The organism is Pelobacter seleniigenes DSM 18267 (assembly GCF_000711225.1).
Taxonomy (GTDB): Bacteria; Desulfobacterota; Desulfuromonadia; order Desulfuromonadales; family Geopsychrobacteraceae; genus Seleniibacterium; species Seleniibacterium seleniigenes.
In genome coordinates this window covers 203234-224289 of the sequence record NZ_JOMG01000001.1, presented here as the reverse complement: position 1 = coordinate 224289, position 21056 = coordinate 203234, and the positions used below count along the sequence as shown (strand labels likewise).

The window sequence follows — 21056 nt, the reverse complement described above, 5'->3', positions numbered from 1 at the left end:
ACATCTCCAACCTCTCCTGGTAGAAAGGAACTGTCATGATCTTTAAATACGCCCTGGTTCGCCGCCCTGGCCGCAGTATCTGCAATGGCCTCTCCACCTCGAACCTTGGCCAGCCGTCTTATCCGCGGGTGCTGACCCAGCATGATGCCTATATTGAGGCTCTACAGCGGTGTGGGCTGGAGGTGATTTGCCTGGACCCGCTGGAGGAGTTCCCCGATTCGACCTTTGTGGAAGACACGGCGGTGCTCATCAAAAACTGTGCGATCTTGACCGCACCGGGAGCCAACTCGCGGCGCCGGGAGGTCGCTGCTATAGCCCCGGTGCTGGACGATTTTTTCCCGGAGGTCAGAAGGATAGAGCCTCCCGGTCAGTTGGACGGCGGTGATGTCATGGCGGTCGATTCCTGTCTTTATGTTGGACTCTCTGGGCGGACCAACCAGCAGGGGATCGAGCAATTGAGCGAGATCGTTAGCGCGTACGGTCTGCGGGTGAGTGCGGTTCCGGTTCGCGGGTGCCTGCATTTGAAAACCGGCGTGACCAGGATCGCCGAGCGGACCCTGCTCGGCACGGAAAGCCTGCTCGGATTTCCGGGGTTTGCCGACTTTGAAAAAATCAATGTCGGAGCGGATTCCGCTGCCGCGGCCAATTGTATTGCGATCAATGGAAAATTGTTAATGCCGGCCGGCTTTCCGGCGCTTAAGGAGATGCTGAGCGGTTGTGGTCGGGAGGTGATCGAAGTGGATATCTCCGAGTTTGCGAAAATCGACGGCGGTCTGACCTGCCTCTCGCTGCGATTTTAATCAGCCCAGACTCCCCCTTTGCACACCTCTGTCAGCCGTATGATCTTCGCTCATACGGCTTTTTCTGTTACAAACCTATAAAACAACTATAAAACTATGTTATTTTTGGTATGCTTGCAGCTGTTGGAAAGGATTATAAGCCTGTTGAACGGACAAACATCGTCAGGGACTTTTCCCTGACCACCACCTACCCCCCTACTGTCGAGGAGGATGAAAATGTCACTTGCAAGATGTTTCAGGAAGCTGGTGTTTGTTGTTGTTGCGACGACTTTTGTGTTGGGTTTCGGCAGCGGTGTACAGGCCGCTCCGGCAGAACGGAATTATCTGATGGCCACCGCTTCAACCGGTGGAACTTATTACCCGGTCGGGGTTGCTCTGTCGACTCTGGTGAAAGTCAAACTCCAGCCGACGGAAAAGATTGGCATGTCAGCGATCAATTCGGCTGGTTCCGGTGAAAACATCAAGCTGCTGCGCGAAAACGAAGTCCAGTTCGCCATCTTGCAGGGGCTCTTCGGTTCCTATGCCTGGAACGGCACCGGGCCGATTGCCAGCGAAGGTCCGCAAAAAAACCTGCGCTCGGTGACCATGCTCTGGCAGAATGTTGAACATTACGGGGTTCTCAAAAAATTTGCCAAAACCGGGACAGCATCGGATCTCGCTGGTATGAAAGGCGAGACCATGTCGATGGGGAAAAAGAACTCCGGCACCATCGGCTCCAACAAGGTTATTCTGGGTAACCTCGGCATTGATATTGACAAGGATTATAACCTGATCTATGTCGGCTATGGCCCGACGGCCGATGCCCTGCAAAACGGCCAGATCGCCGGCTTCGGCATCCCGGCCGGAGTGCCGGCCAGCGCCATCACCAAGGCGATGGCGAACCTCGGTGACGACATGGTCATCCTCGACTTCACCGATGAGCAGCTTAAACAGGCCGATGGCGGCCTGGAACTCTGGACCCGGTATGTCATCCCAGCCGACACCTATCCCGGCCAGAAGAAAGACATCAACACCATCGCCCAGCCGAACTTCCTCGGAGTCCGCGCCGATGTTGATGAAGATGCCGTTTATAAAATCACCAAAACGATTTATGAAAACCTGCCGTTCTTGAATGCGATCCATGGCGCTACCAAAGCCATGGCCATTGAAAAAGCGATTTCAGGGCTGCCGATGCCGTTGCATCCGGGTGCCTTGAAGTATTACCAGGAAGTCGGCATCAAAGTTCCCGCCCGTCTGATTGCCAAGTGATCGTCACCTGATTGCCGGTTTACCCGGCCGCCTGCTCAAGGGGTGGCCGGGTTTTTATATCTGGAGCTTACTTTCTTATGACAGCCACAGAATCCGAGCCGTTTAAGACTGAATCAAAAATCCTGCTTGTCCTCGGGGTCGCTATCGCTCTGCTGCATATCTGGTTCAATGTATTCACCGTGCTTTCGTCCCTGTGGCAGAATGCCCTGCATTTTGCCGGTTTTGCCCTGATGGCGGCCTATGTCTATCCGTTGCGGAAAGATCCGTCCTGGGCGTGGCGGATTCCCGATGTCCTTCTCGGGCTGGCTGCGGCGAGTTCGGCCATCTACATGATCGCCATGGAAGATGCCATTTATGCCCGAGGGGTACGCCTGGCTACGCCCGAATGGATCGCCGGAATCGTACTGATCCTCTGTGCCCTTGAATTTACCCGCCGGGTGGCTGGCTGGTTTATTCCCGTTCTCATCATCATCGCCCTGACCTATGTCGGCTGGTGGGGGGCGGATATCTCCGGGGTGTTCAAATTTGCCGGGCTCAGCACCGAAACCATTCTGTTCCGCAGTGTTTATGGCGATGATGCCCTGTTCGGCACCATTGCGCTGATTTCCTCATCCTACGTCTTCATGTTCATCCTGTTCGGTGCTTTTCTGCTGCGCTCCGGGGCCGGGGAGTTTGTCATCGATCTGGCCCGCGCCGTGGCAGGCCGGATGGTCGGCGGACCCGGGTTGGTCGCGGTGCTGGCCTCCGGTCTGATGGGTACGATCTCCGGCTCTGCGGTTGCCAACACCGCTTCGACCGGAGTCATCACCATTCCGCTGATGAAACGGGCCGGTTTCCCGGCCAAGTTCGCCGCCGGGACCGAAGCTGCTGCCTCGACCGGGGGGCAGCTGATGCCGCCGATCATGGGCGCAGGGGCCTTTGTCATGGCCACTTATACACAGATTTCCTACAACACTATTGTGCTGGTCAGTATCCTGCCGGCCATTCTCTATTTTGCGACGGTCGCGTTCTTCGTTCGGATCGAAGCGAAAAGAAGTTATGTGACCGCCCTTGACGATGAGAAGGTTGCCGCCCTGGAGGTTTTGAAAAAAGGCGGGATTGTTTTTCTGCTGCCCATCGGTGTGCTGATCGGACTGTTGATTTACGGTTTTACCCCCACCTATGCGGCCGGGATCAGTATTATCGCCGTGGTTGCTTCGTCCTGGCTGACCGGCAACCGGATGGGGCCGAAGGAAATCATTGAAGCCATGGCGCTGGGCGCCCGGAATATGGTAATGACCGCCATCCTGCTCTGCACCGTCGGCCTGATCGTCAATGTTATTTCAACGGCTGGTATCGGCAATACCTTTTCGCTGATGATCAACCAATGGGCCGGTCACAGCCTGGTGATCGCCATCCTGCTCATCGCGCTGGCGTCCCTGGTGCTCGGCATGGGGCTGCCGGTGACGGCGGCCTACATTGTTCTGGGCACCCTGTCAGCGCCTGCCTTGCACGGACTGATCGCCGATGGTCTGATGGTCAAGGCGCTGGTCAGCGGGCAGATCCCGGAGGCCGCCAAGGCGATTTTCATGCTCGCGGCACCGCAGCATCTGGCAGAGATCGGCAACCCCATGAATACGGCCACGGCCAGAGCTATTGTCGACGCCATCCCCATGGACATGGCCGGCATGGTGCGCGAAGCGGTTCTCAGCCAGCACAGTCTGACCTTTGCCCTGCTCTCGGCGCATCTGATCGTGTTCTGGCTGAGCCAGGACTCCAATGTGACCCCGCCAGTGGCATTGGCAGCCTTTACCGGCGCGGCTATTGCTGGCACCAAACCGATGGCGACCGGACTGCAGGCTTGGAAACTGGCCAAGGGGCTTTATGTGGTACCGCTGCTGTTTGCCTATACGCCCTTTATCGGCGGCACCTGGTCCGGGGATCTGACCATATTTTTCTTCGCCTTTTTCGGCCTGTACGCTTTTGCCGCTGGAATTGAGGGCTTCATGGAAGCCAAGCTGAATCTGCCGTTCCGGCTGCTCTCGCTGGCCGCTGCCGCCGCATTGCTGTGGCCGGCTTCCTGGTTGGTCCATCTGACTGGGTTAGTCGTTCTCATCGGCCTGTTCATCCTGAGTAAACATAAAGACAAAAGCGGCAACAAATTGCAGCAGGCTCCAGCCTGAAAGATCTTTGCCGGAGCGAAGACCTGTTGAACAGACTAAGGGCTGCACCGGTCCAAAACCCGAAAAACATAGCGTCATGACCAGTAAATGATCAAAGTCCGGCTTTTTTGCCGGACTTTTTTATTATGATTATTTTAATTTCATTATGTTTATGTTAGGTTTCTATTACAATTTTTTGAAGTTACAGGAACGGTGCAATTTTTGTTGCAGCCGCAAGTTTTTTAAAAACACTGAAAATCTATTAATATCAGTAGCTTATGTAGGGATTGCAGAAAGGAGATCAACTTAGATTGAAACCCGGCTCTTGAGACGTGTCAAAAATCTTCAACAAAAACAGCAAGATATTTGAATAATTGGCTGGTACTAATTTTGCAGTAAATTAGCGATGTTTAGCCCATGCAACCAGGCCAATCATAAATGTTGAAGAGAGGAACTGACATGCTGAAGAGATTGAAGATTAACTACAAGATGTTGCTGCTGACCGGTTCTATTCTGACTTTGTTGCTTGTCACGCTGCTCTGGGGGATTTCCGGTCTGTCCAGAACTGTGGCTAACGGCAAAGAGATGGCAGCCGGAAACAAGCTGCGGGGCGAACTTCTGGCCCGGGAAGTTGATCATCTGAATTGGGTTAAACAAGTGTCAACCTTTCTGACCAATGCCGATGTGACCGATTTGAGTGTGCAGATGGACCATACCCAGTGCGCCCTTGGCAAGTGGTTGTACGGTGAAGGTCGGCAGCAGGCCGAAGCGCTGGTTCCTGAACTGGCCGACGCTTTTAAAGCATTGGAAAAGCCGCATCAGCTGCTGCATGAATCCGCGCGCAAGATAAAGGAGGCTTTTCAGCCGGCGGATCCTTATTTGCCCCAGTTTCTGACCGAGAAAGAACTGGAGCATATGAACTGGATTTATCAGATTCAAAGCGCCATTTTGGCGAAAGCTGATTCGGTTGCGGTTCAGTTTGATCCGACCAAATGCAGCTATGGCAAGTTTCTGTATGGAGAGGAGGGCGAAAAAGCGCGCCGGAACCCGGAGCTTGGGGCCATCCTGAGTGCTGCTGAAGAACCCCATAAGCGACTGCATGAATACGGCAAGAAGATTAATGACTTGCTGGCTGCAGGGCGTTTTGCCGAAGCTTCCGGTTATTTTTCCGAGGTGGTGATCCCAACCTTGGGAGAAACCAGACAGGCACTGGCCGATGCAACCCGGACCGCAACCGCGGCATTGGATGGGCAACGGAAGGCCAACCTGATTTTTGCCGGTGAAACCCAGCGCTATCTGCAGGAGGTACAGGGAATTCTGCACGATATGATCAGGGTCTCAACCGAGCATATCATGACCGATGACAAGATGATTGCAGCCGCGGTCGGAACCCGGACCGGGATCAGTGTGATCGGGATTGTGGCGTTGCTAGTCGGGATGGGGCTTGCCTTCATCATTTCGCGCAGCATTACCAGGCCGCTGCAGCGGGCTTTTGCGGTGATCAGTCAATACGGTCAAGGGGACACCAGGGACCAGGATCTACCCATGGGGGGTCCTGTCAATTGCTCGGTCGTCAATCATTGCGGCCAGAACAGCTGTCCGAGTTTTGGCAAAGAGGTTTATTGCTGGATCGATAGCGGCACCTTCGGACCCAACCCGGTCTGTGTCAAGTTGACGGACGGCACCTACCGGGATTGCCGTGAATGCAAGGTTTATAATGCCCGGGATGAGATCACCGAGCTTGGCTCGGTGCTGGTCGGGATGGCGAAGAGCCTGCAGGGGCGCAGCGAGTTGGCCGAAGCCATTGCCAGAGGCGACCTGACTCGGGATGTGACAGTTGCCTCTGCGCATGATCAGCTTGGTCATGCTTTGAAAGCAATGCTTGAAGGCCTGCGGGACATGGTTGGTAGTATTCAACTGGCCGGTGAGCAGATCGCCACCGGGGCCGGGCAGGTTGCGGACGCCAGTCAGGCCCTGTCGCAGGGGGCCACCGAATCGGCCAGTTCTCTGGAAGAGGTCACCGCATCTATGGATGAAATGGCCAGCCAGGTCAGAATCAATGCCGAAAATGCCGGCACCGCCAACCGCCTGTCCGGAGAGTCGAAGCAGGCTGCGGAAAAAGGCGATCGGCAGATGGCGGAGATGGTTGAGGCCATGGCGGAAATCAACCAGGCCGGGCAAAACATCAGTAAGATCATCAAAGTCATCGACGAGATCGCTTTTCAGACCAACCTGCTGGCCTTGAATGCGGCCGTGGAAGCCGCCCGGGCCGGCCAGCACGGCAAAGGGTTTGCCGTGGTGGCTGAAGAGGTTCGCAATTTGGCCGCCCGCAGCGCCAAAGCGGCCAAGGAAACAGCCGCATTGATCGAAGGTTCGGTGGCCTTAACTGATCGTGGTAACCAGATGGCGCAGCAGACCGCCGGCGCACTGAAAGAGATCATGAGCGGGACCAATCAGGTGGCGGAACTGCTGGAAGAAATCGCCGCGGCTTCCAATGAGCAGGCCCAGGGGATCAGCCAGGTATCCAGCGGCTTGGCCCAGATCGATCAGGTCACGCAGCAGAATACCTCCAGCGCTGAAGAAAGTGCCGCCGCCGCAGAAGAACTGTCCGGTCAGGCGCTGCAGATGCAGGACATGCTGAAGCGGTTTGTGCTGCATTAAACAAGGAGGAACGGCAGGCTTTAATTTGCTGTCTAAAATATATGCCTCTGAAGGTCGGAAGGGGCAGCTGCGGCCGTTCAACGAAGCGAGAGTCCTATTGAAGCACCCTTGGTGGTCAAGGGTTGAGTTGTATTTTTTTCATCCAAGTGTCCAATCATCGAATCCGGAAAGAGGGCGCTGTTTTCGACGGAGAGTTCTGCATGAAGATAAGAACGAAATTTGTTCTGCCGATGACGATTCTGGTTTTGGTTTTTGCTTTGGTGACAGTGTTTGCCATCAACCGGACAGTGGAGGGGCTGGTGGCGAGCCAGGAGGACGCTTCCCTGAATTTTGCCCGGGAAAACCTGGAAAGCAAAGCGGAACAACGTAAATTCAATATTTACACCAGTATTGATCAACTCGGCACCAAAGCTCTGGAGCTCTCTTCGATCTTTACCGAAATCCCTGACGTACAGACTGCTTACCGGTTGGCGCTGCTTGGCGACCAGAATGATGAAAATGATCATGAACTGCAAATGGCGCGTGAGCATCTGCGTAAAGTCATGGCTCCCTACATTGCCGGTTATAAACGGCAAACCGGCCAGCCGTCCCTGCAGCTCCATTTTCATACCCCCAGCGCTCGCAGCCTGGTCCGATTGTGGCGGGATGGCTGGCAGGTCCAGCGGGACGGTAAAAAGCTCGATGTATCAGATGATCTGTCCTCGTTCCGGAAGACCGTGGTCGAAATCAACCAGGGGGATCACAAGCCGATCAAGGGGATCGAAATCGGTCGAGGCGGTTTTGCCCTGCGCGGACTTTCCCCGATTACTTCCCGGGAAGGCAAACATCTGGGTTCATGCGAGGTGTTGATCCCCTTTGCCGATGTCGTTAGCGCCAACCATACCGATGACAGCTATCAGATCGCCGTCTATATGCTGGCGGATTTTCTGCCAATTGCCAAAAAATTACAGGATCCGGCGAAAAATCCGGTCCTGGGAGGAAAATATGTCTTTCTGTCGTCGACCCGGCCGGAAGAGACCACACCATTGCTGACGGCAGCGGTGCTTGACCAGGGCGGGCAGAGCGAACAGCACCAGGTTATTGACCACCATTATGTGAATGTTTTCCCCGTCAACGATTACTCCGGAAAAATTGTGGGCATGATGGCTTTGGTCTACAATATGAACAATATTGAACAATTGTCGGCCGACATCAAAGCGGCCGGGGCTGCGACCATCGGCAAGCTGAACTGGCGGTTCGGCAGTGGCGCTGCAGTCCTGGTGATAATCATCTTTGCGACCGTTTTCCTGATCACGCGGCGTGTCATTGGCCCGTTGCAAGGGCTTGTGGGCGCTGCCCATGGCGTTGCCGTCGGCGATCTCAGTCAGACCGTGGCCTATCGGAGCACGGACGAAGTCGGCGAACTGGCCACCGCTATCAATGGGATGATCGACAGCCTGGCCGCCAAGGCCGAGGAGGCCGGACAGATCGCTCAGGGGAACTTGCAGGTCGATGTGCTGGTCGGCTCCGAGCGTGACCGCATGGGGCAGGCCTTCAGGACCATGGTCTCCAATTTGAATGAAGTCCTGCATGATGTCGCCCAGGTCTCCCAGCGGATTGATGTTGGCAGCCGCCAGGTTTCGGATACCTCCCAGCAGATGTCGCAGGGGGCCTCACAGTCGGCTGCGTCCCTGGAGGAAATCGGCAGCTCCATGAACCAAATCGGCGGGCAGACTCAGCAGAGCGCAGAGAATGCCGGTCTGGCTAAAGAACTGGCGAATGGTGCGCAGAGTGCTGCAACCACCGGCAGTGAGCGGATGGCGGAGATGATTTCCGCCATGGGCGAAATTAATGCAGCAGGGCAGAATATTAATAAGATCATCAAGGTGATTGATGAAATTGCCTTCCAGACTAACTTGCTGGCCTTGAATGCGGCTGTTGAAGCCGCTCGTGCAGGACAACATGGTAAAGGTTTTGCCGTTGTTGCCGAAGAGGTACGTAACCTCGCGGCACGCAGCGCCAAGGCTGCCGAGGAGACCGCTCAGCTGATCGAAGGTTCGGTGGAAAAGGCTGCCAACGGCACCCGGATTGCCGAACAGACCTCCGCAGCTCTGGATGAGATCGTTGCTTCGATCACCAGGGTCACCGATCTGGTGACGGAGATAGCCGCCGCCAGCAACGAACAGGCCGAAGGGATCAGCCAGATCAATCAAGGTTTGGGTCAGATCGATCAGGCGGTCCAGCACAGTACTGCAACGGCTGAGGAGTCCGCTGCCGCAGCCCAGGAACTGGCTGATCTGTCGGCCCAGCTTAAGGACCTGCTGAGCCGTTTTGTCCTGGCCCGGGGGGTGGCTGCAAGCCCTGCTCCGTCGGCCCCCCAGCCGGTGTTGCCGAAGCCGCAGAAACAACCGGAACCGAGCGGGGACTGGGCTGCTGTGCAGCGGGACAGTGCTAAAAAAATAATCCGTCTGGATGATGAAGAGTTCGGCCGTTTCTAGGCGGCTGTGGAAAAGCAGAGCACTGACATAACAACCGGGCAAAAAGCCCGCAAATGAATAGAGGGTCGGATGAAAAAGCAGAGGGTTTGGCGCGGAGGATAGATTTTCAGAACCATTGCATTCAATCAGGATCTGGTCATGGCGACACGCAATGAAGAAAAGCAATCGTTAGCAGCTGATACCGACATTCTGTTATGTGAAGAAAACGCTGCGTTCAAAGTCTGCCTGCGGCTGCAGCACGACGGGATGGAGTGTGTTGCGGATTTCAGCTTCAAGGAGCCTGCGGCCAAAGCCGCCCCGGCGGACTCTGACGCCGGGGGCTGCGGTGCTGAAGAGACCGGTGCCGGCGAACCTGATTCTCGCTGGGGCCTTTGCCCGGTCGAGCTGATCCGCTTGCTGAATCAGGCCGGAGTTGTCCAGACCATCGATTATGAAGCGGTCTACGAACTCTGCGCGGCCATTGAACTCGGCCAGAAACTGGCGCCTGTGGTCATTGCCCGCGGCATTCCCGCCTACAAGGGGACCGATGGCTGGTTTGAACTGCAGGTCAAGACCGGCAAAGAGGGGGCCTCTTTCGTTGAGGACGAAAAAGGCAGTGTCAATTTCAAACAGCTGAATACCTTTAGCGAAATTGAACCCGGTCAAAAGCTCGGCATCGTTCATCCCCCCACCGCCGGAATCCCGGGAATGACCGCCCACGGCCTGCCGATCCCTGCCGAAAGCGGACAGCCGTTTGAATTACAGGCCGGTGAAGGCGTTGTCCTTAAATATAATGGCCGGGTGGCATTTGCCGATAAGTCCGGTCGCGCCCTGCTGGAAAAAAAGACCTTGGCCGTGGTGGATCAATGGGTGATCAGCGGTGATGTTGACCTGAGTGTCGGTAATATCGATTTTCACGGCTATGTCGAAGTCAAGGGCGATGTCCTCGACGACTTCAATATCGTTGCCAAAAAAGGGATCAAGGTGCACGGCCATGTCGGCGCCTGCCTGCTTGAATCCGACTCCTCCATCGAACTGGTCAGTATGGCCGGCAAGGGCAGCGGCAAGATCGTCTGCCGCGGCGACCTCAAGGCCAAATTTCTTAATCATGTCGAGATTGTCAGTTTCGGCCATATCCAGGTCGCCAATGAAATTCGCAACTGCCTGGTCAAATCGACCGGCCGGATCATGGTCGAAAAAGGGGCCATTATCGGTGGTCGCTGCATCGCCCTGGAAGGGATTCAGGCTAAGACCCTGGGCAGCAATTCCGCCCTGCGCACCGATCTGACCGCCGGGGTTTATTTCCCGGACGCAGATCGTTTCGAGTATCTGCGGGAGCGACAGATGAATATCAATCAGCAGCTGCGAAAATTGACCGAGGGGATCTCCCAGTTGCATGTAACCCTGACCAAAAATACCACCTATGCGGAAACCGCCCGCAAACGGCTGCATATCCTCAATGACCATCTGGCCAAACTGGAAGAGGAGAAAGCCCGTCTAAGTTCCGAAATCGCCGCCTCCCGACCGCAGGAATTCAACAGCCGCAATCCCAAGATCAATGTCCAGGGGCAACTGCTCGAGGGAGTGCTCCTCACTCTCGGCAACTGCTGCGAAGAGATCAAGATCGCCCGCAGCGGACCAGTCTCTATCATCGAGAATACCAGGGACGGGGGGCTGCGTTTTCTCCCCATGTCACCGATGGCCCTTTTGGCCGACGAGATCGAGCAGTCATTGTGGGAGGAGGAAGAGACGGCTGAGGAGCCACCAGCTTAGCTGACGACTCCTTGTGGGAGAATAACCGCCTGCCACTGTGCTCAACTTTTTCCTACGATAGAGAATCAACCCTGCCAGCCCGGTCCCAAGCAGTAGCACCGTTGCCGGTTCCGGAACCGGTGCTGCTGCGGCGGTGATTTTTCCAGCTTGACCAAATTAAAAATATTGGCTCTTGAATTTTGTATTCAGCGGAGCCTGAAAAAAAATCTTGCCTTTGTCTTGATCCCAACTCATCGCTTCTTCGGTGTAGGGATTGCCCAGATCGGTGGCGTGAGTTTTGAGAAATTGCGACATCTCTTTCGGTGAGATTTTTTCTGTCGTTGCCATGATTTTTAATTTTGCCATCCTGCGTACCCCCTCAAGATTGAGTCCATGCTGGATGTATACGGGGAAGTAATTCCCGGGCGATAGTCTCGTTAATATTTCGCCGACCGGGTTATAAAGAAAAGATGCGTCCAATGGCGGATTGATTTTAGAAATATTGATATCGTCGGTTACGGCTTGGGCAAAATCCCGAGAAGAGAGTTCGGCAAGGTCAATATATTTTTGCTGTTTCAGAAATTCCCGGTTGAGGGTGGCCTCCGGTTTGAAAAAAAAGCCATCCACCAAAAGGGGCTTTGGCCAGAAATTGCTTTCAAGAGCCAACCCTGCCAATATTCGGCCGATTTGTCCCCGGACAACTTTGGGCGATAGTAATTCATTCCCTTCCAAAGGCATTAAAATATCGTCGAGGTACTGCTGACCTGTCGGACTGATGGGGGGATGGTCGGCCAATTCAGCTGCAAATTTAAAATCCATGCGAAGGCAGCCGATTGCAGTCATCCGCGGGAAAAGAGTTTCAGCATTGCGCAAAACAAACCGCCAGAACCCGGTGTCCTCTTTGAGCCCCGCCAGTGCGTCAGTCATATTGCCAGCGGCGGCGATCATGGCCAATTCCATGAAAAAACTTTTCTGCCCGCTTCTGAGCAGGGAGAAATCCGGTGTCGGGCTAAAATAGCTTATCTTCAACGGTTCCTCATAGCGGTCAAAGGCCCTGAGTGCTTTGTATCCCTGGAGAAGTTTTTCATTCTTTTGGAGGAAAGCTTTGGCCTGGTCCGCATGAGCCGTAACATATGAGATCAAAGTTTCCTTTTCAAAAAGCGTGATGGGAAGTTCTCTCTCATATTCAAATGTCGGTCGCCTTATTAGAGCAGCTTTCCGAAAAGCATCCAGATCCTTTTTCTCAATGGCTTTTTGGGTGGCCTCAAGCTGTTGTTTGCCAACTTCGACCTGCCGGGTCCCTTCCGGAGCGTAACAGCCCAGCATCGCTAACCAGAGATTATTGGCGGATAGCAGCGCAGGAGTTTCCTCTGTCATCAGGGTGACTCTTGAAGGAATGGGTGTTTCATCGTATGTCCAGAGCCCGAGGAAGAAAACGGCATATAAGAGGATAAGCAGGAGACGGATTTTTTGAAACGAGGACATTGTGGTCACCGATGGAAGTATCCATTTAAGCACAATCCCAAATAACTATTATCCGGGACGGTTCCGAGCATAAAATAGAGCAGCCAGGCAAGGCCGCCCATTAGCAGCAGGGCGGTCAGCAGTGACGAGAACTGGCAACCGATTCCGCGAATGACAGAGAAATTCTGAACGGCTCTGAGGTTGATGCCATAATTTCGCAAGCTAACCAGACCGGCCAGGAAAAGGAAGATTCCTCCACCAGTCATGGCAAAGCGAAAGTTGTCGGGGGAAGAAAACCGCTGCAGGGCGAATATCGTAATGAAGCAGACCAGGGCAAATGGGAGAAGCGACCAGGCATAAAGCCGATAAAGCTGTTCGAGTGCTGCTTTGCCACTAAATAACTTGCCGAGAACATATTCTACCCTGGAATAAAAAGATGAGATCAAAAAACCGAGCAGGGGACCGAATAAAATGACCAGCAGAAACGTCAGGGCCGGGGTGAATAGAGACAAGAGCGGGGACAAAATGGTCACCAGCAAAAGGGAGCCCGTTACCGCATTGATGAATCCGGCGCAGATGAGGGAGTGCTCTGCCGCCAGTTGACCAAGGGTATTTGCTCGAAATAACCGGAAAAGAAGAAAGTGCTTCATATCCGTCTTCCTGGTTCTCAGTTAGGCTATTCGAGAACTTCAATTAAAGGCTTAAAAGCGATTTCCATGGCTTTTTGAAATTTTTTTGGATCTTCGACCAATTCTTTTTTGCTCGTGGTTCTGAAAGAATACTTATTGTATTTTCCAACCAGTTCAATTCCACCGGCATTTTCATAACACTTCTGGTTGTCCACGTAAATTTCTACGTATAGAGAGAGGGCCTGGGCTGTTCCTTCAATGAATTGCATTCCAGCGCGACCAGGCGAAAAGTGACTCCAGAAATTCAAAGGATCTTCAGACGTCCCATGCCAGCCCGCTTCATTCTGGGAAATCTCCGCTTTGGTCTCAATGATTCTGGGTTTAATGACAAAGCAAGAACGGTGACAGGTTTCAGAAAACTGTTGGTGATTGATGATATTAAAACCGCTCTCTTGCAGGTAGTGAGCGATCTTCTCTGTCAGGTCGGTCTGCTTTTGCACCGTCATGGGAATACTTGAATCGTTTTGAATGTCTTCAAGGATCCAATTCGCCGTTGACGGATCTGTTTTGAGAAGGTCTGCAGATATTGTGTATGGGTAGGGATGTTTGTTGACGCAACCAGCCAGGGCCAGGCAAATTATTGCCAAGAAAATACAATTTTTCATATCCCCTCCTGAAATGATGGTTTTCAGCTTTCGGATTTCATTTCTTTATAGCCCCGTATTCTGACATTTTTCTGTTTTTTTTCTTTTGTTTCTCGAATTTGCAGTGATTTTTTGTCTTTGCCGGGATCATCGTTGTCACAACTCAAATGCGTGCCCCGATTCCTACATGACCGCGCCAAGCCGCCAGGGGATGAATTCGGAATCGCCATAATCGAGCAGTTCGCTTTTGGTTTTGGTGCCGGAGGCGACGCTCAGGATCTGGTGGAAGATCTGTTCGCCAATTTCGCTCAGGGTCACTCCGGAATCGATCATCACGCCGCAGTTGATGTCCATGTCTTCTTCCATCAGCTTGTAGGTCCGGCTGTTCGAGCAGAGCTTGATGGACGGGGAGGGCTTGCAGCCGTAGGCTGAACCGGCCCCGGTGGTAAAGCAGATGATGTTGGCGCCGCTGGCCACCTCGCCGGTGATAGAGCAGGGGTCATAGCCCGGGCTGTCCATCAGCACCAGGCCGCTGGCGGTGATCGGCTCGGCATAGTGGTAGACATCGACCAGATCCGAAGTGCCACCTTTGGAAACCGCCCCCAGGGATTTTTCCAAAATCGTGGTGAGCCCGCCGGCTTTGTTGCCGGGTGACGGGTTGTTGTTCATTTCCCCGCCGCTGCGGCGGACGTAATCTTCCCACCAGTGGATCCGCTCAATCAGCTTTTCTGCGACCCGTGGAGTGACCGCGCGGCGGGTTAACAGATGCTCGGCGCCATAGATTTCCGAGGTCTCGGCGAGGATCGCGGTGCCGCCGTGCCTGACGATCAGATCGGAGGCGGCGCCAAGGGCCGGGTTGGCGGTGATCCCGGAATAAGCATCGGAGCCGCCGCATTGCAGGGCCACCTTGAGGTGACTGGCCGGAACCTCCTGGCGACTGATGGCGTTGGCCTGGGGCAGCATCGCCTTGATGCATTCTATCCCTGAGGCAATGGCCTTGCTGGTGCCGCCCTGGGCCTGAATGGTCAGTTGTCGGATCATCGCACTGGTGGACTGCTGGCCGAGAATATCCTTGATCTGAAACACCTCGCAGCCAAGGCCGACCAGGAGAATTCCGGCAAAGTTCGGATGGTGCAGATAGCCCCGCAATGTACGCATCAGTGTGTCATAGCCTTCGCCGCTGTTGGCTATGGCGCAGCCGGTGGTGTGCACCAGCGGCACGATGCCGTCGACGTTGGGATAGTCTGCCAGGGCCGCGCCATTGAAATGGGCGGCGATCCGGCGGCAGACCGTGGCCGAGCAATTCACCGTGGATAAAATGCCGATATAGTTGCGGGTGGCGACCCGGCCGTCGGCCCGCACAATACCTTGAAAGGTGGCCCGCTCCTGTTCCGGGAGGAGAGGCAGATGGCGGCGGTCGGAACCGATGGCGTAATCGCGCTGAAAGTCGTGAACTTCGCAATTGTGGACATGGACATGAGACCCGGCGGCGATCTCACCCTTGGCGAAGCCGATAATCTGGCTGTACTTGTAAATGGGAGCGGCGGCGGCAATGGTTCTGGTCGCCACTTTGTGCCCGGCCGGGATGTCCTCGCTGCAGGTGATCTTTTCCGCCGTAATGGCGGTTCCGGCCGGCAGAGTATCTGTCGCAACAACTACATTGTCGTCAGCATGCAGGCGAATCACTTGGGGTTTTGTCATGGTCATCCTTTGTCACTGGTCACTGGTCACTGGTCACTGGTCATTCGTTATGCGTCATTTGTAACGGACTCTCCTTATTTATAGCACTCTTTGGCTCCTGAAGTTCAGTGGTAGATGAGATTCGGCAGCCACATGGAGAACTGCGGGATAAAGGTGACCAGCAGCAGGACCAGGATCAGCGGAATCAAAAATGGCATGGTCGCCTTGGTACATTGCTCAAACGACACCCCTGACACCCTGGACAGCACATACAGCACCATGCCGACGGGTGGGGTGAGCAGGCCGATCATCAGGTTGAGGACCATGATCACACCGAAATGAACCGGGTCGATGCCGACCTGGGTTGCCACCGGCAGCATGACCGGCACCAGAATGGTGATGGCCGCGATGGTCTCCATGAAAAAGCCGACCACGAACAGGATGACATTCAGAATCAGCAGGACCAGGATCGGGTTGTCGGTCAGGCCGGTCACCATGTTGACAAAATGTTCGGTCACCTTGTTACTGGTCAGAATCCAGGCAAAGATCGACGCCCCGGCCACGATCAGCAGGATGATGGCGGTGGTCTCGATGGTTTCCATGGACACCCGGATAAAGCGACGGAAATTCAGGGTCCGGTACCAAATCAGGCCCAGGAACAGGGCCCAGGCCACAGCGGCTGCCGCGGCTTCGGTGGGGGTGACCGCACCGCTCAAAATCCCGCCGACAATGATCACCGGCGTCATCAGCGACATGAAGGCGCGCTTGAAGGTGAACCAGAGGACCTTGATGGAAAAGGCCGCGTCACGGGGATATTTGCGTTTGCGGGCATACCACCAGACCATGACCATCAGCGCCCCGGCCATGAGCAGACCGGGCAAAAAACCGGCAGCAAACAGTTGACCGATGGAGGCCGAAGCCATGACGCCGTAGATCACCATGGGGAGTGAAGGCGGGATAATCGGGCCGATGGTTGAGGATGCCGCGGTCACGCCGACAGAAAAATCCGTGTCATAGCCGGCATCGCGCATGGCCTTGATTTCAATGGTGCCGAGCCCGCCGGCATCGGCCACTGCCGCACCGGACATCCCCGCAAAAATCACCGAAGCACCGATATTGACATGCCCCAGCCCGCCGGACATCCAGCCGACGCAGGCCGTGGCAAAGGCAAAGATCCGGTTGGTAATGCCCACGGCGTTCATCAGAGACCCGGCGAGGATGAAGAAGGGAACGGCCAACAGCGGAAAGCTGTCGATTCCGTTGACCATGCGGTGAGCGACCACAACGTCCGGGACCTTGCCGGTGATCAGGACAAAAAGCAGTGACGATCCGGCCAGGGCCAAAGCGACCGGAACCCCGGTGATGAGGAACAGGAACACAGACGCAAACAGGAATGCGATCGATTCACCGGCAACCGCCAGACCGATGGTGCAGAGGGCAGCCAGAACGATTAAAAATGCATTGAATTTAAGACCAAAACGTTTGGACACAGATGCCTCCTTGTCAGTCTGTCGGGGGGCGAAGGGCGTGTTGAGCATGTTCAAGGCTGATTCGGCTGCCGCCCTGCTTGATATGCTTGATCAGAACCTGGATCGAGCGGATGGCCATCGCTGCCAGACAGATGCTGACCATGTAGTACATGGCGCTTTTCGGAAACTCGATGGAGACCATCATCTGCCGGGTTTTCCCGGCCAGTTTGAAACAGGTCAGGGCCAGCAGCGCGAAGAAGGCAATGCGGCCGACATCGGCGCAATAGGTCAGGATAGTGCCGAATTTGGGTGGTACATAGCGAAACAGGAATTCGACCATGATATGGGTATTCTTGCGTACCGCCATGATCGAACCGATAAAGCCGACCGAAATCAGCAGATAGCGGGCGATTTCTTCGGTCCAGCCGATGGAATCGTCCAGTACATATCTGGAAAAGAACTGGACGAAGATGTCCAGAGCCAGGATCCAAAACACGAAAAACACAACATAGTCTTCGATTCCAAAGGATTTCCAGTCGATCGGGGCATCCAGTTCATCATCCAGGGAACTCGCGTCGATCGATGTTTTGTTGGGCTCTGTCATCTTCGTCCCTTTCATGGTTCAGCTGGTCAACGATCGGTTACAGGGCTTGCAGACGATCCCAGATGTCCTTGGGCCAGGGCACCTCTTTGGGGTGGCTGTTGTAGTACTCTTCGGTGGCTTTTTGCATGGCCGCGACATCGACTTTCTGATTAACGATATTGCCTTGCTGCTCAAACCAGCCGACCAGTTCCTTCTCTTTGTTTTCCACATCGGCGGTACAGTTGTTGGCCGCTTCCATGAGCACATCATGGAACAGTTTGCGGTCGGCATCGTCAAGTCGGTCCCACAACGGACCGCCAACGATCAGCAGCAGACTGTCGGTAATATGACCGGTCAGGTTGATGTACTTTTGTACTTCATAGAATTTCTTGGCCTGGATCGTTGGCAGCGGGTTTTCCTGTGCATCGACCGTCCCCTGTTGCAGAGCCAGGTAAACTTCGGCAAAAGCGATCGGGGTCGGGTTGGCGCCGGTCGCTTTAGGGAAGATGGTATAGGCCGGGGCATTAGGAACGCGGATTTTCAGCCCCTTCATATCTGCCGGGGTGCTGACCTCTTTTTTCGCGGTAACGTGACGCTGGCCATAATAGGTCGCGGTGATGACTTTGTGACCCGCGGCTTTTTCATAGCCGGCGGCAAGATCCCTGAACAGATCACTGGCCATGAATTTTTTCCAGTGGTCGAGATTGCGGAAAACATAAGGATAGCCGGCGATGGATATCGGTCCGTAGGTGCGGCCGGCAAACTGATTGCCGGTGTAGATGATGTCGACAGTGCCCAGGGAGAGGCCCTCGTTGATGTCGACTTCTTTGCCCAGGGAAGAGGCGGGGAAGACTTCGATCTCATATTTGCCGTTGGAGCGCTTTTTGATCTCATCGGCAGCCCAGAGTGCCCACTTGTGGTAGGGCTGGCTGGTCTCATAGACATGCGCCCATTTCAGTTTTTCAACGGCAAAAGCATGGGTTGGGGTTAAGGTCGAGACGGCAATGATCAGAGCTAACAGTAGTGCGAAACGTCTTTTCATCTTACCTCTCCTCTTCTGGTTTTAAGTGTTGTTCTTATCCTGCTCCTTTAGTCCTCCGGGTGAGGATTCGTGTGTTTTGTTAATAAAATCAAAATTCAAATATTTTAAGATATTACAATGACTTGTATCGATTTTATTATAGCAAACGGTGGGCAATGTCAATCATTGGTAACAGGGTTTTATAAAATTGTTGCATAATAAGATCAATTGTTCCGGATTGTGGAATCATTTAGGTTTTGAATGCCTGGATGAAGAGCTAATGAATTTTTCAATTCATCGCACTCGATTGGCAAATTGAAGATGGACTATGAATTTAAAGCCACTAGACATGTTGGCTGTGCCGTAATTTATTGCCATGGTCATGCTAGGCATTGCCTGGCAGGAAATGGTGATGAACGGGGCATGGTTTCCCCCTTCATGGTTACGAGTATGATTTTATGGTTGAAAAGAGGTGTTTAAGGCCGAAAACACTCCTTTATATTGATTGAAACTTAGTGATATTAGTATGTTATCTTGGTCCGACCTCCAACGATTCTTTCAGAAGGATTTGACCGCTTCGGAAGGGAGGAGGCGGTCGCCTCTTCCGGCTAAGGCTGTGGGGCACTGATCGTCAAAGGGGAGGGGCAATGAATATTTTAACCAACTGCCCGATAACCAGTGCCGATGTGAAGCTGAGAAGTGATCCGATGAGGATATACTCCACTTCTGCCCGATTCCCTTCTTTGATCTCGCCAAAGTATAGACTATTAAAGCAAATCATTTCCTCTGGAGGCTATATGTTTCAAAAATAGCTCACAAAGTCTATAAAGGTGGTGTGCTCTTCTATGCCGATGCGAATTGAAAGTGCGGATTTGATGTGGAAGTGGAAGATATTCTTTTTAGCGAGTGATGAGCCTCTCACGGCTGGCCGTATATGAAAGGGGAGGCGCGTGGATGCTCTTTTTCCCCAATTTATCGTTCCATCTCCCAAGTCGTTTCTGTGGCAAGTGGTTATGCGAGTTGCTTGGTCGGCCCCGAATTTACGGGAAATTATTTTGTAGGAAGCACCTTCTCATCTTTTGATCTGTATAAAAAATAATGCTAGAGAAATTACGATTACGAATACACTAAAAATTATATTTATTTTTCTTGAGTATTTTCTTTTTGGAGGGATTATTGACATGTTCATCCACTCTTTTCCAAATATTAAAGAAGATAATCCGATAAATATCGCAATTATGAGAGGGAAGAACTTATCTAAAAGAACAGGTCTTTTATAGTTGATCAAGTCATAGATCAATAACGATGAAGTGATGAGACAGCCAAGGATGTTTGTTGCGTACAGCAGTTTTTGTTTGTCCATAAAACAATCCTCATCGACTGACAGAGGGGCAGAAAAATAGTTTGATCTCAATAAGATCCATTCATTCTGCTGATATTTCGATGCCTTCTGGGTAAGATCTGGAGAAATAGTATCCCGCTATGCTTGCCGGAAAAGAGAGTCGGACCGGTCCCTTTTGGGTGTCGGCGTAGAGCAGTTGTTGCTCAGTTGGTTTTTGAAAATACGGCACGCTGTCCGTTCCGGGCGTCCGGTTATACGCGCAGCGTCTCCGCGGCGAACTCCCTCCTCAACCTCATTCCTTTTTATCCTGCAACCCGTAAGACGAGATTGTTTTCATGGTGTCGGCAATGTTTTCGTCAGACAGGATGACCGGGCCGCCAATGAGCAGAGCCTGATAGTACTGGCGACAGAGTGTCTCCAATTCCTGGGCCAGCCACATCGCTTTTTCCAGGCTGGGACCGGTGACCAGCATGCCATGATTGGCGAGCAGACAGGCATTCCGGCCTGCCAATGCCTGCAGGGCATAGTCAGAGAGTTCCTTGGTGCCGTAGGTCGCATATTCAGAGCAGCGGACGCTGTCACCGCCGAAAATGGCCACCATATAATGGGCAGCTGGCACGTCGCGGCGGGCCATCGCCAGGGTTGTTGCGTAAATGGAATGGGTGTGGACAACCGCATTGACCTCGGGCCGGGCTCTCATGATGTCCAGATGAAAGCGCCACTCGCTGGACGGCTTGAAGAGACCCTCCCAGGTTCCGTATTCACCATCGATTGGCATCGAGCTGATAGATTCCGGCTCCAGGGTTTCATAGGGGATGCCGCTGGGAGTAATGAGCATGCGATCTTCGTAACGCGCAGAGATATTGCCCGATGTGCCCTGGTTGAGACCGGAGTTGTTCATCCACAAGGCCTTGCTGATGATCTGGGAGCGAAGTTCTCTTTCGACAGTATTCATGCCATCCTCTTTTTGCAGTTCAATTGTCTTTTTGACTCGTATCTGAATCGAAGGGGAGACCGGTGTATCATCATTGAACGGTTTATGCTCCGCTTCTTCATTGCAATTTCAGATATGCTCCGCATATAGCATATTTTATTTTGTTCTGCTTATCAAAAAGGTGGGAAATTATTATTGCGGAGGGGGACTGTTTTTCCTATGTGATTGTTTT

The 21056-nt window shown here is 53.5% G+C and carries 16 protein-coding genes; 6 read left to right on the top strand and 10 right to left on the bottom strand.

All coding sequences use genetic code 11. The annotated features are described in order from the left end of the window. Positions 1-35 precede the first annotated feature (35 nt). The 6 genes from N909_RS0100980 to N909_RS0100955 all read left to right on the top strand — a co-directional run bounded on the left by N909_RS0100980 (position 36) and on the right by N909_RS0100955 (position 11079). Positions 36-800: a dimethylarginine dimethylaminohydrolase family protein gene (locus N909_RS0100980; protein ID WP_051689420.1), complete on the top strand. Its 765-nt coding sequence runs from the start codon at positions 36-38 to the stop codon at positions 798-800. A 210-nt stretch (positions 801-1010) separates the two neighbouring features. Then, positions 1011-2048, top strand: a complete 1038-nt coding sequence (locus tag N909_RS0100975) for a TAXI family TRAP transporter solute-binding subunit (protein WP_169739558.1) — start codon at positions 1011-1013, stop codon at positions 2046-2048. Positions 2049-2125: 77 nt separating this feature from the next. Continuing rightward, on the top strand, positions 2126-4210 hold the full coding sequence (locus N909_RS0100970) for a TRAP transporter permease (RefSeq protein ID WP_051689419.1): 2085 nt from the start codon (positions 2126-2128) through the stop codon (positions 4208-4210). A 438-nt stretch (positions 4211-4648) separates the two neighbouring features. Beyond that, positions 4649-6850, top strand: coding sequence for a methyl-accepting chemotaxis protein (locus tag N909_RS24265; protein ID WP_051689418.1), 2202 nt, complete (start codon positions 4649-4651; stop codon positions 6848-6850). A 200-nt stretch (positions 6851-7050) separates the two neighbouring features. Continuing rightward, a complete protein-coding gene (locus tag N909_RS0100960; protein WP_029910001.1) occupies positions 7051-9327 on the top strand; it encodes a methyl-accepting chemotaxis protein in 2277 nt (758 codons plus the stop codon). Positions 9328-9465: 138 nt separating this feature from the next. Further along, positions 9466-11079: a flagellar assembly protein A gene (locus N909_RS0100955; protein WP_029909998.1), complete on the top strand. Its 1614-nt coding sequence runs from the start codon at positions 9466-9468 to the stop codon at positions 11077-11079. Here the strand turns inward: N909_RS0100955 and N909_RS26450 are convergent. The 10 genes from N909_RS26450 to N909_RS0100900 all read right to left on the bottom strand — a co-directional run bounded on the left by N909_RS26450 (position 11035) and on the right by N909_RS0100900 (position 20845). Next, the gene (locus N909_RS26450; RefSeq protein WP_084167316.1) at positions 11035-11217 is read right to left on the bottom strand and encodes a PEP-CTERM sorting domain-containing protein; all 183 of its coding nucleotides are present in this window, start codon (positions 11215-11217) and stop codon (positions 11035-11037) included. The genes N909_RS0100955 and N909_RS26450 overlap by 45 nt on opposite strands. A gap of 18 nt (positions 11218-11235) precedes the next feature. Beyond that, entirely contained in the window at positions 11236-12543 is a 1308-nt protein-coding gene (locus N909_RS0100950) for a hypothetical protein (protein ID WP_029909996.1), read from the bottom strand. A gap of 5 nt (positions 12544-12548) precedes the next feature. Continuing rightward, the gene (locus tag N909_RS0100945) at positions 12549-13172 is read right to left on the bottom strand and encodes a hypothetical protein (RefSeq protein ID WP_029909994.1); all 624 of its coding nucleotides are present in this window, start codon (positions 13170-13172) and stop codon (positions 12549-12551) included. 26 nt (positions 13173-13198) lie between these two features. Next, complete coding sequence (locus N909_RS0100940) at positions 13199-13816, bottom strand: hypothetical protein (RefSeq protein ID WP_029909992.1); 618 nt, start codon at positions 13814-13816, stop codon at positions 13199-13201. 162 nt (positions 13817-13978) lie between these two features. Next, the gene (locus N909_RS0100930) at positions 13979-15496 is read right to left on the bottom strand and encodes a UxaA family hydrolase (protein ID WP_029909990.1); all 1518 of its coding nucleotides are present in this window, start codon (positions 15494-15496) and stop codon (positions 13979-13981) included. 104 nt (positions 15497-15600) lie between these two features. Continuing rightward, positions 15601-16875 carry a TRAP transporter large permease gene (locus N909_RS0100925; protein WP_029909988.1) on the bottom strand — a complete coding sequence of 425 codons (1275 nt, stop codon included), beginning with the start codon at positions 16873-16875 and terminating at the stop codon, positions 15601-15603. Positions 16876-16978: 103 nt separating this feature from the next. Next, positions 16979-17548 (bottom strand): TRAP transporter small permease, encoded by a 570-nt coding sequence (locus N909_RS0100920; protein WP_051689417.1) that lies wholly within the window; start codon positions 17546-17548, stop codon positions 16979-16981. Between the two features lie 37 nt (positions 17549-17585). Beyond that, positions 17586-18569: a sialic acid TRAP transporter substrate-binding protein SiaP gene (locus N909_RS0100915; protein WP_029909984.1), complete on the bottom strand. Its 984-nt coding sequence runs from the start codon at positions 18567-18569 to the stop codon at positions 17586-17588. Between the two features lie 1051 nt (positions 18570-19620). Beyond that, positions 19621-19911 carry a hypothetical protein gene (locus N909_RS0100905; RefSeq protein ID WP_029909982.1) on the bottom strand — a complete coding sequence of 97 codons (291 nt, stop codon included), beginning with the start codon at positions 19909-19911 and terminating at the stop codon, positions 19621-19623. A 271-nt stretch (positions 19912-20182) separates the two neighbouring features. Further along, positions 20183-20845: a class II aldolase/adducin family protein gene (locus tag N909_RS0100900; RefSeq protein ID WP_029909980.1), complete on the bottom strand. Its 663-nt coding sequence runs from the start codon at positions 20843-20845 to the stop codon at positions 20183-20185. Between the last annotated feature and the right edge of the window lie 211 nt (positions 20846-21056).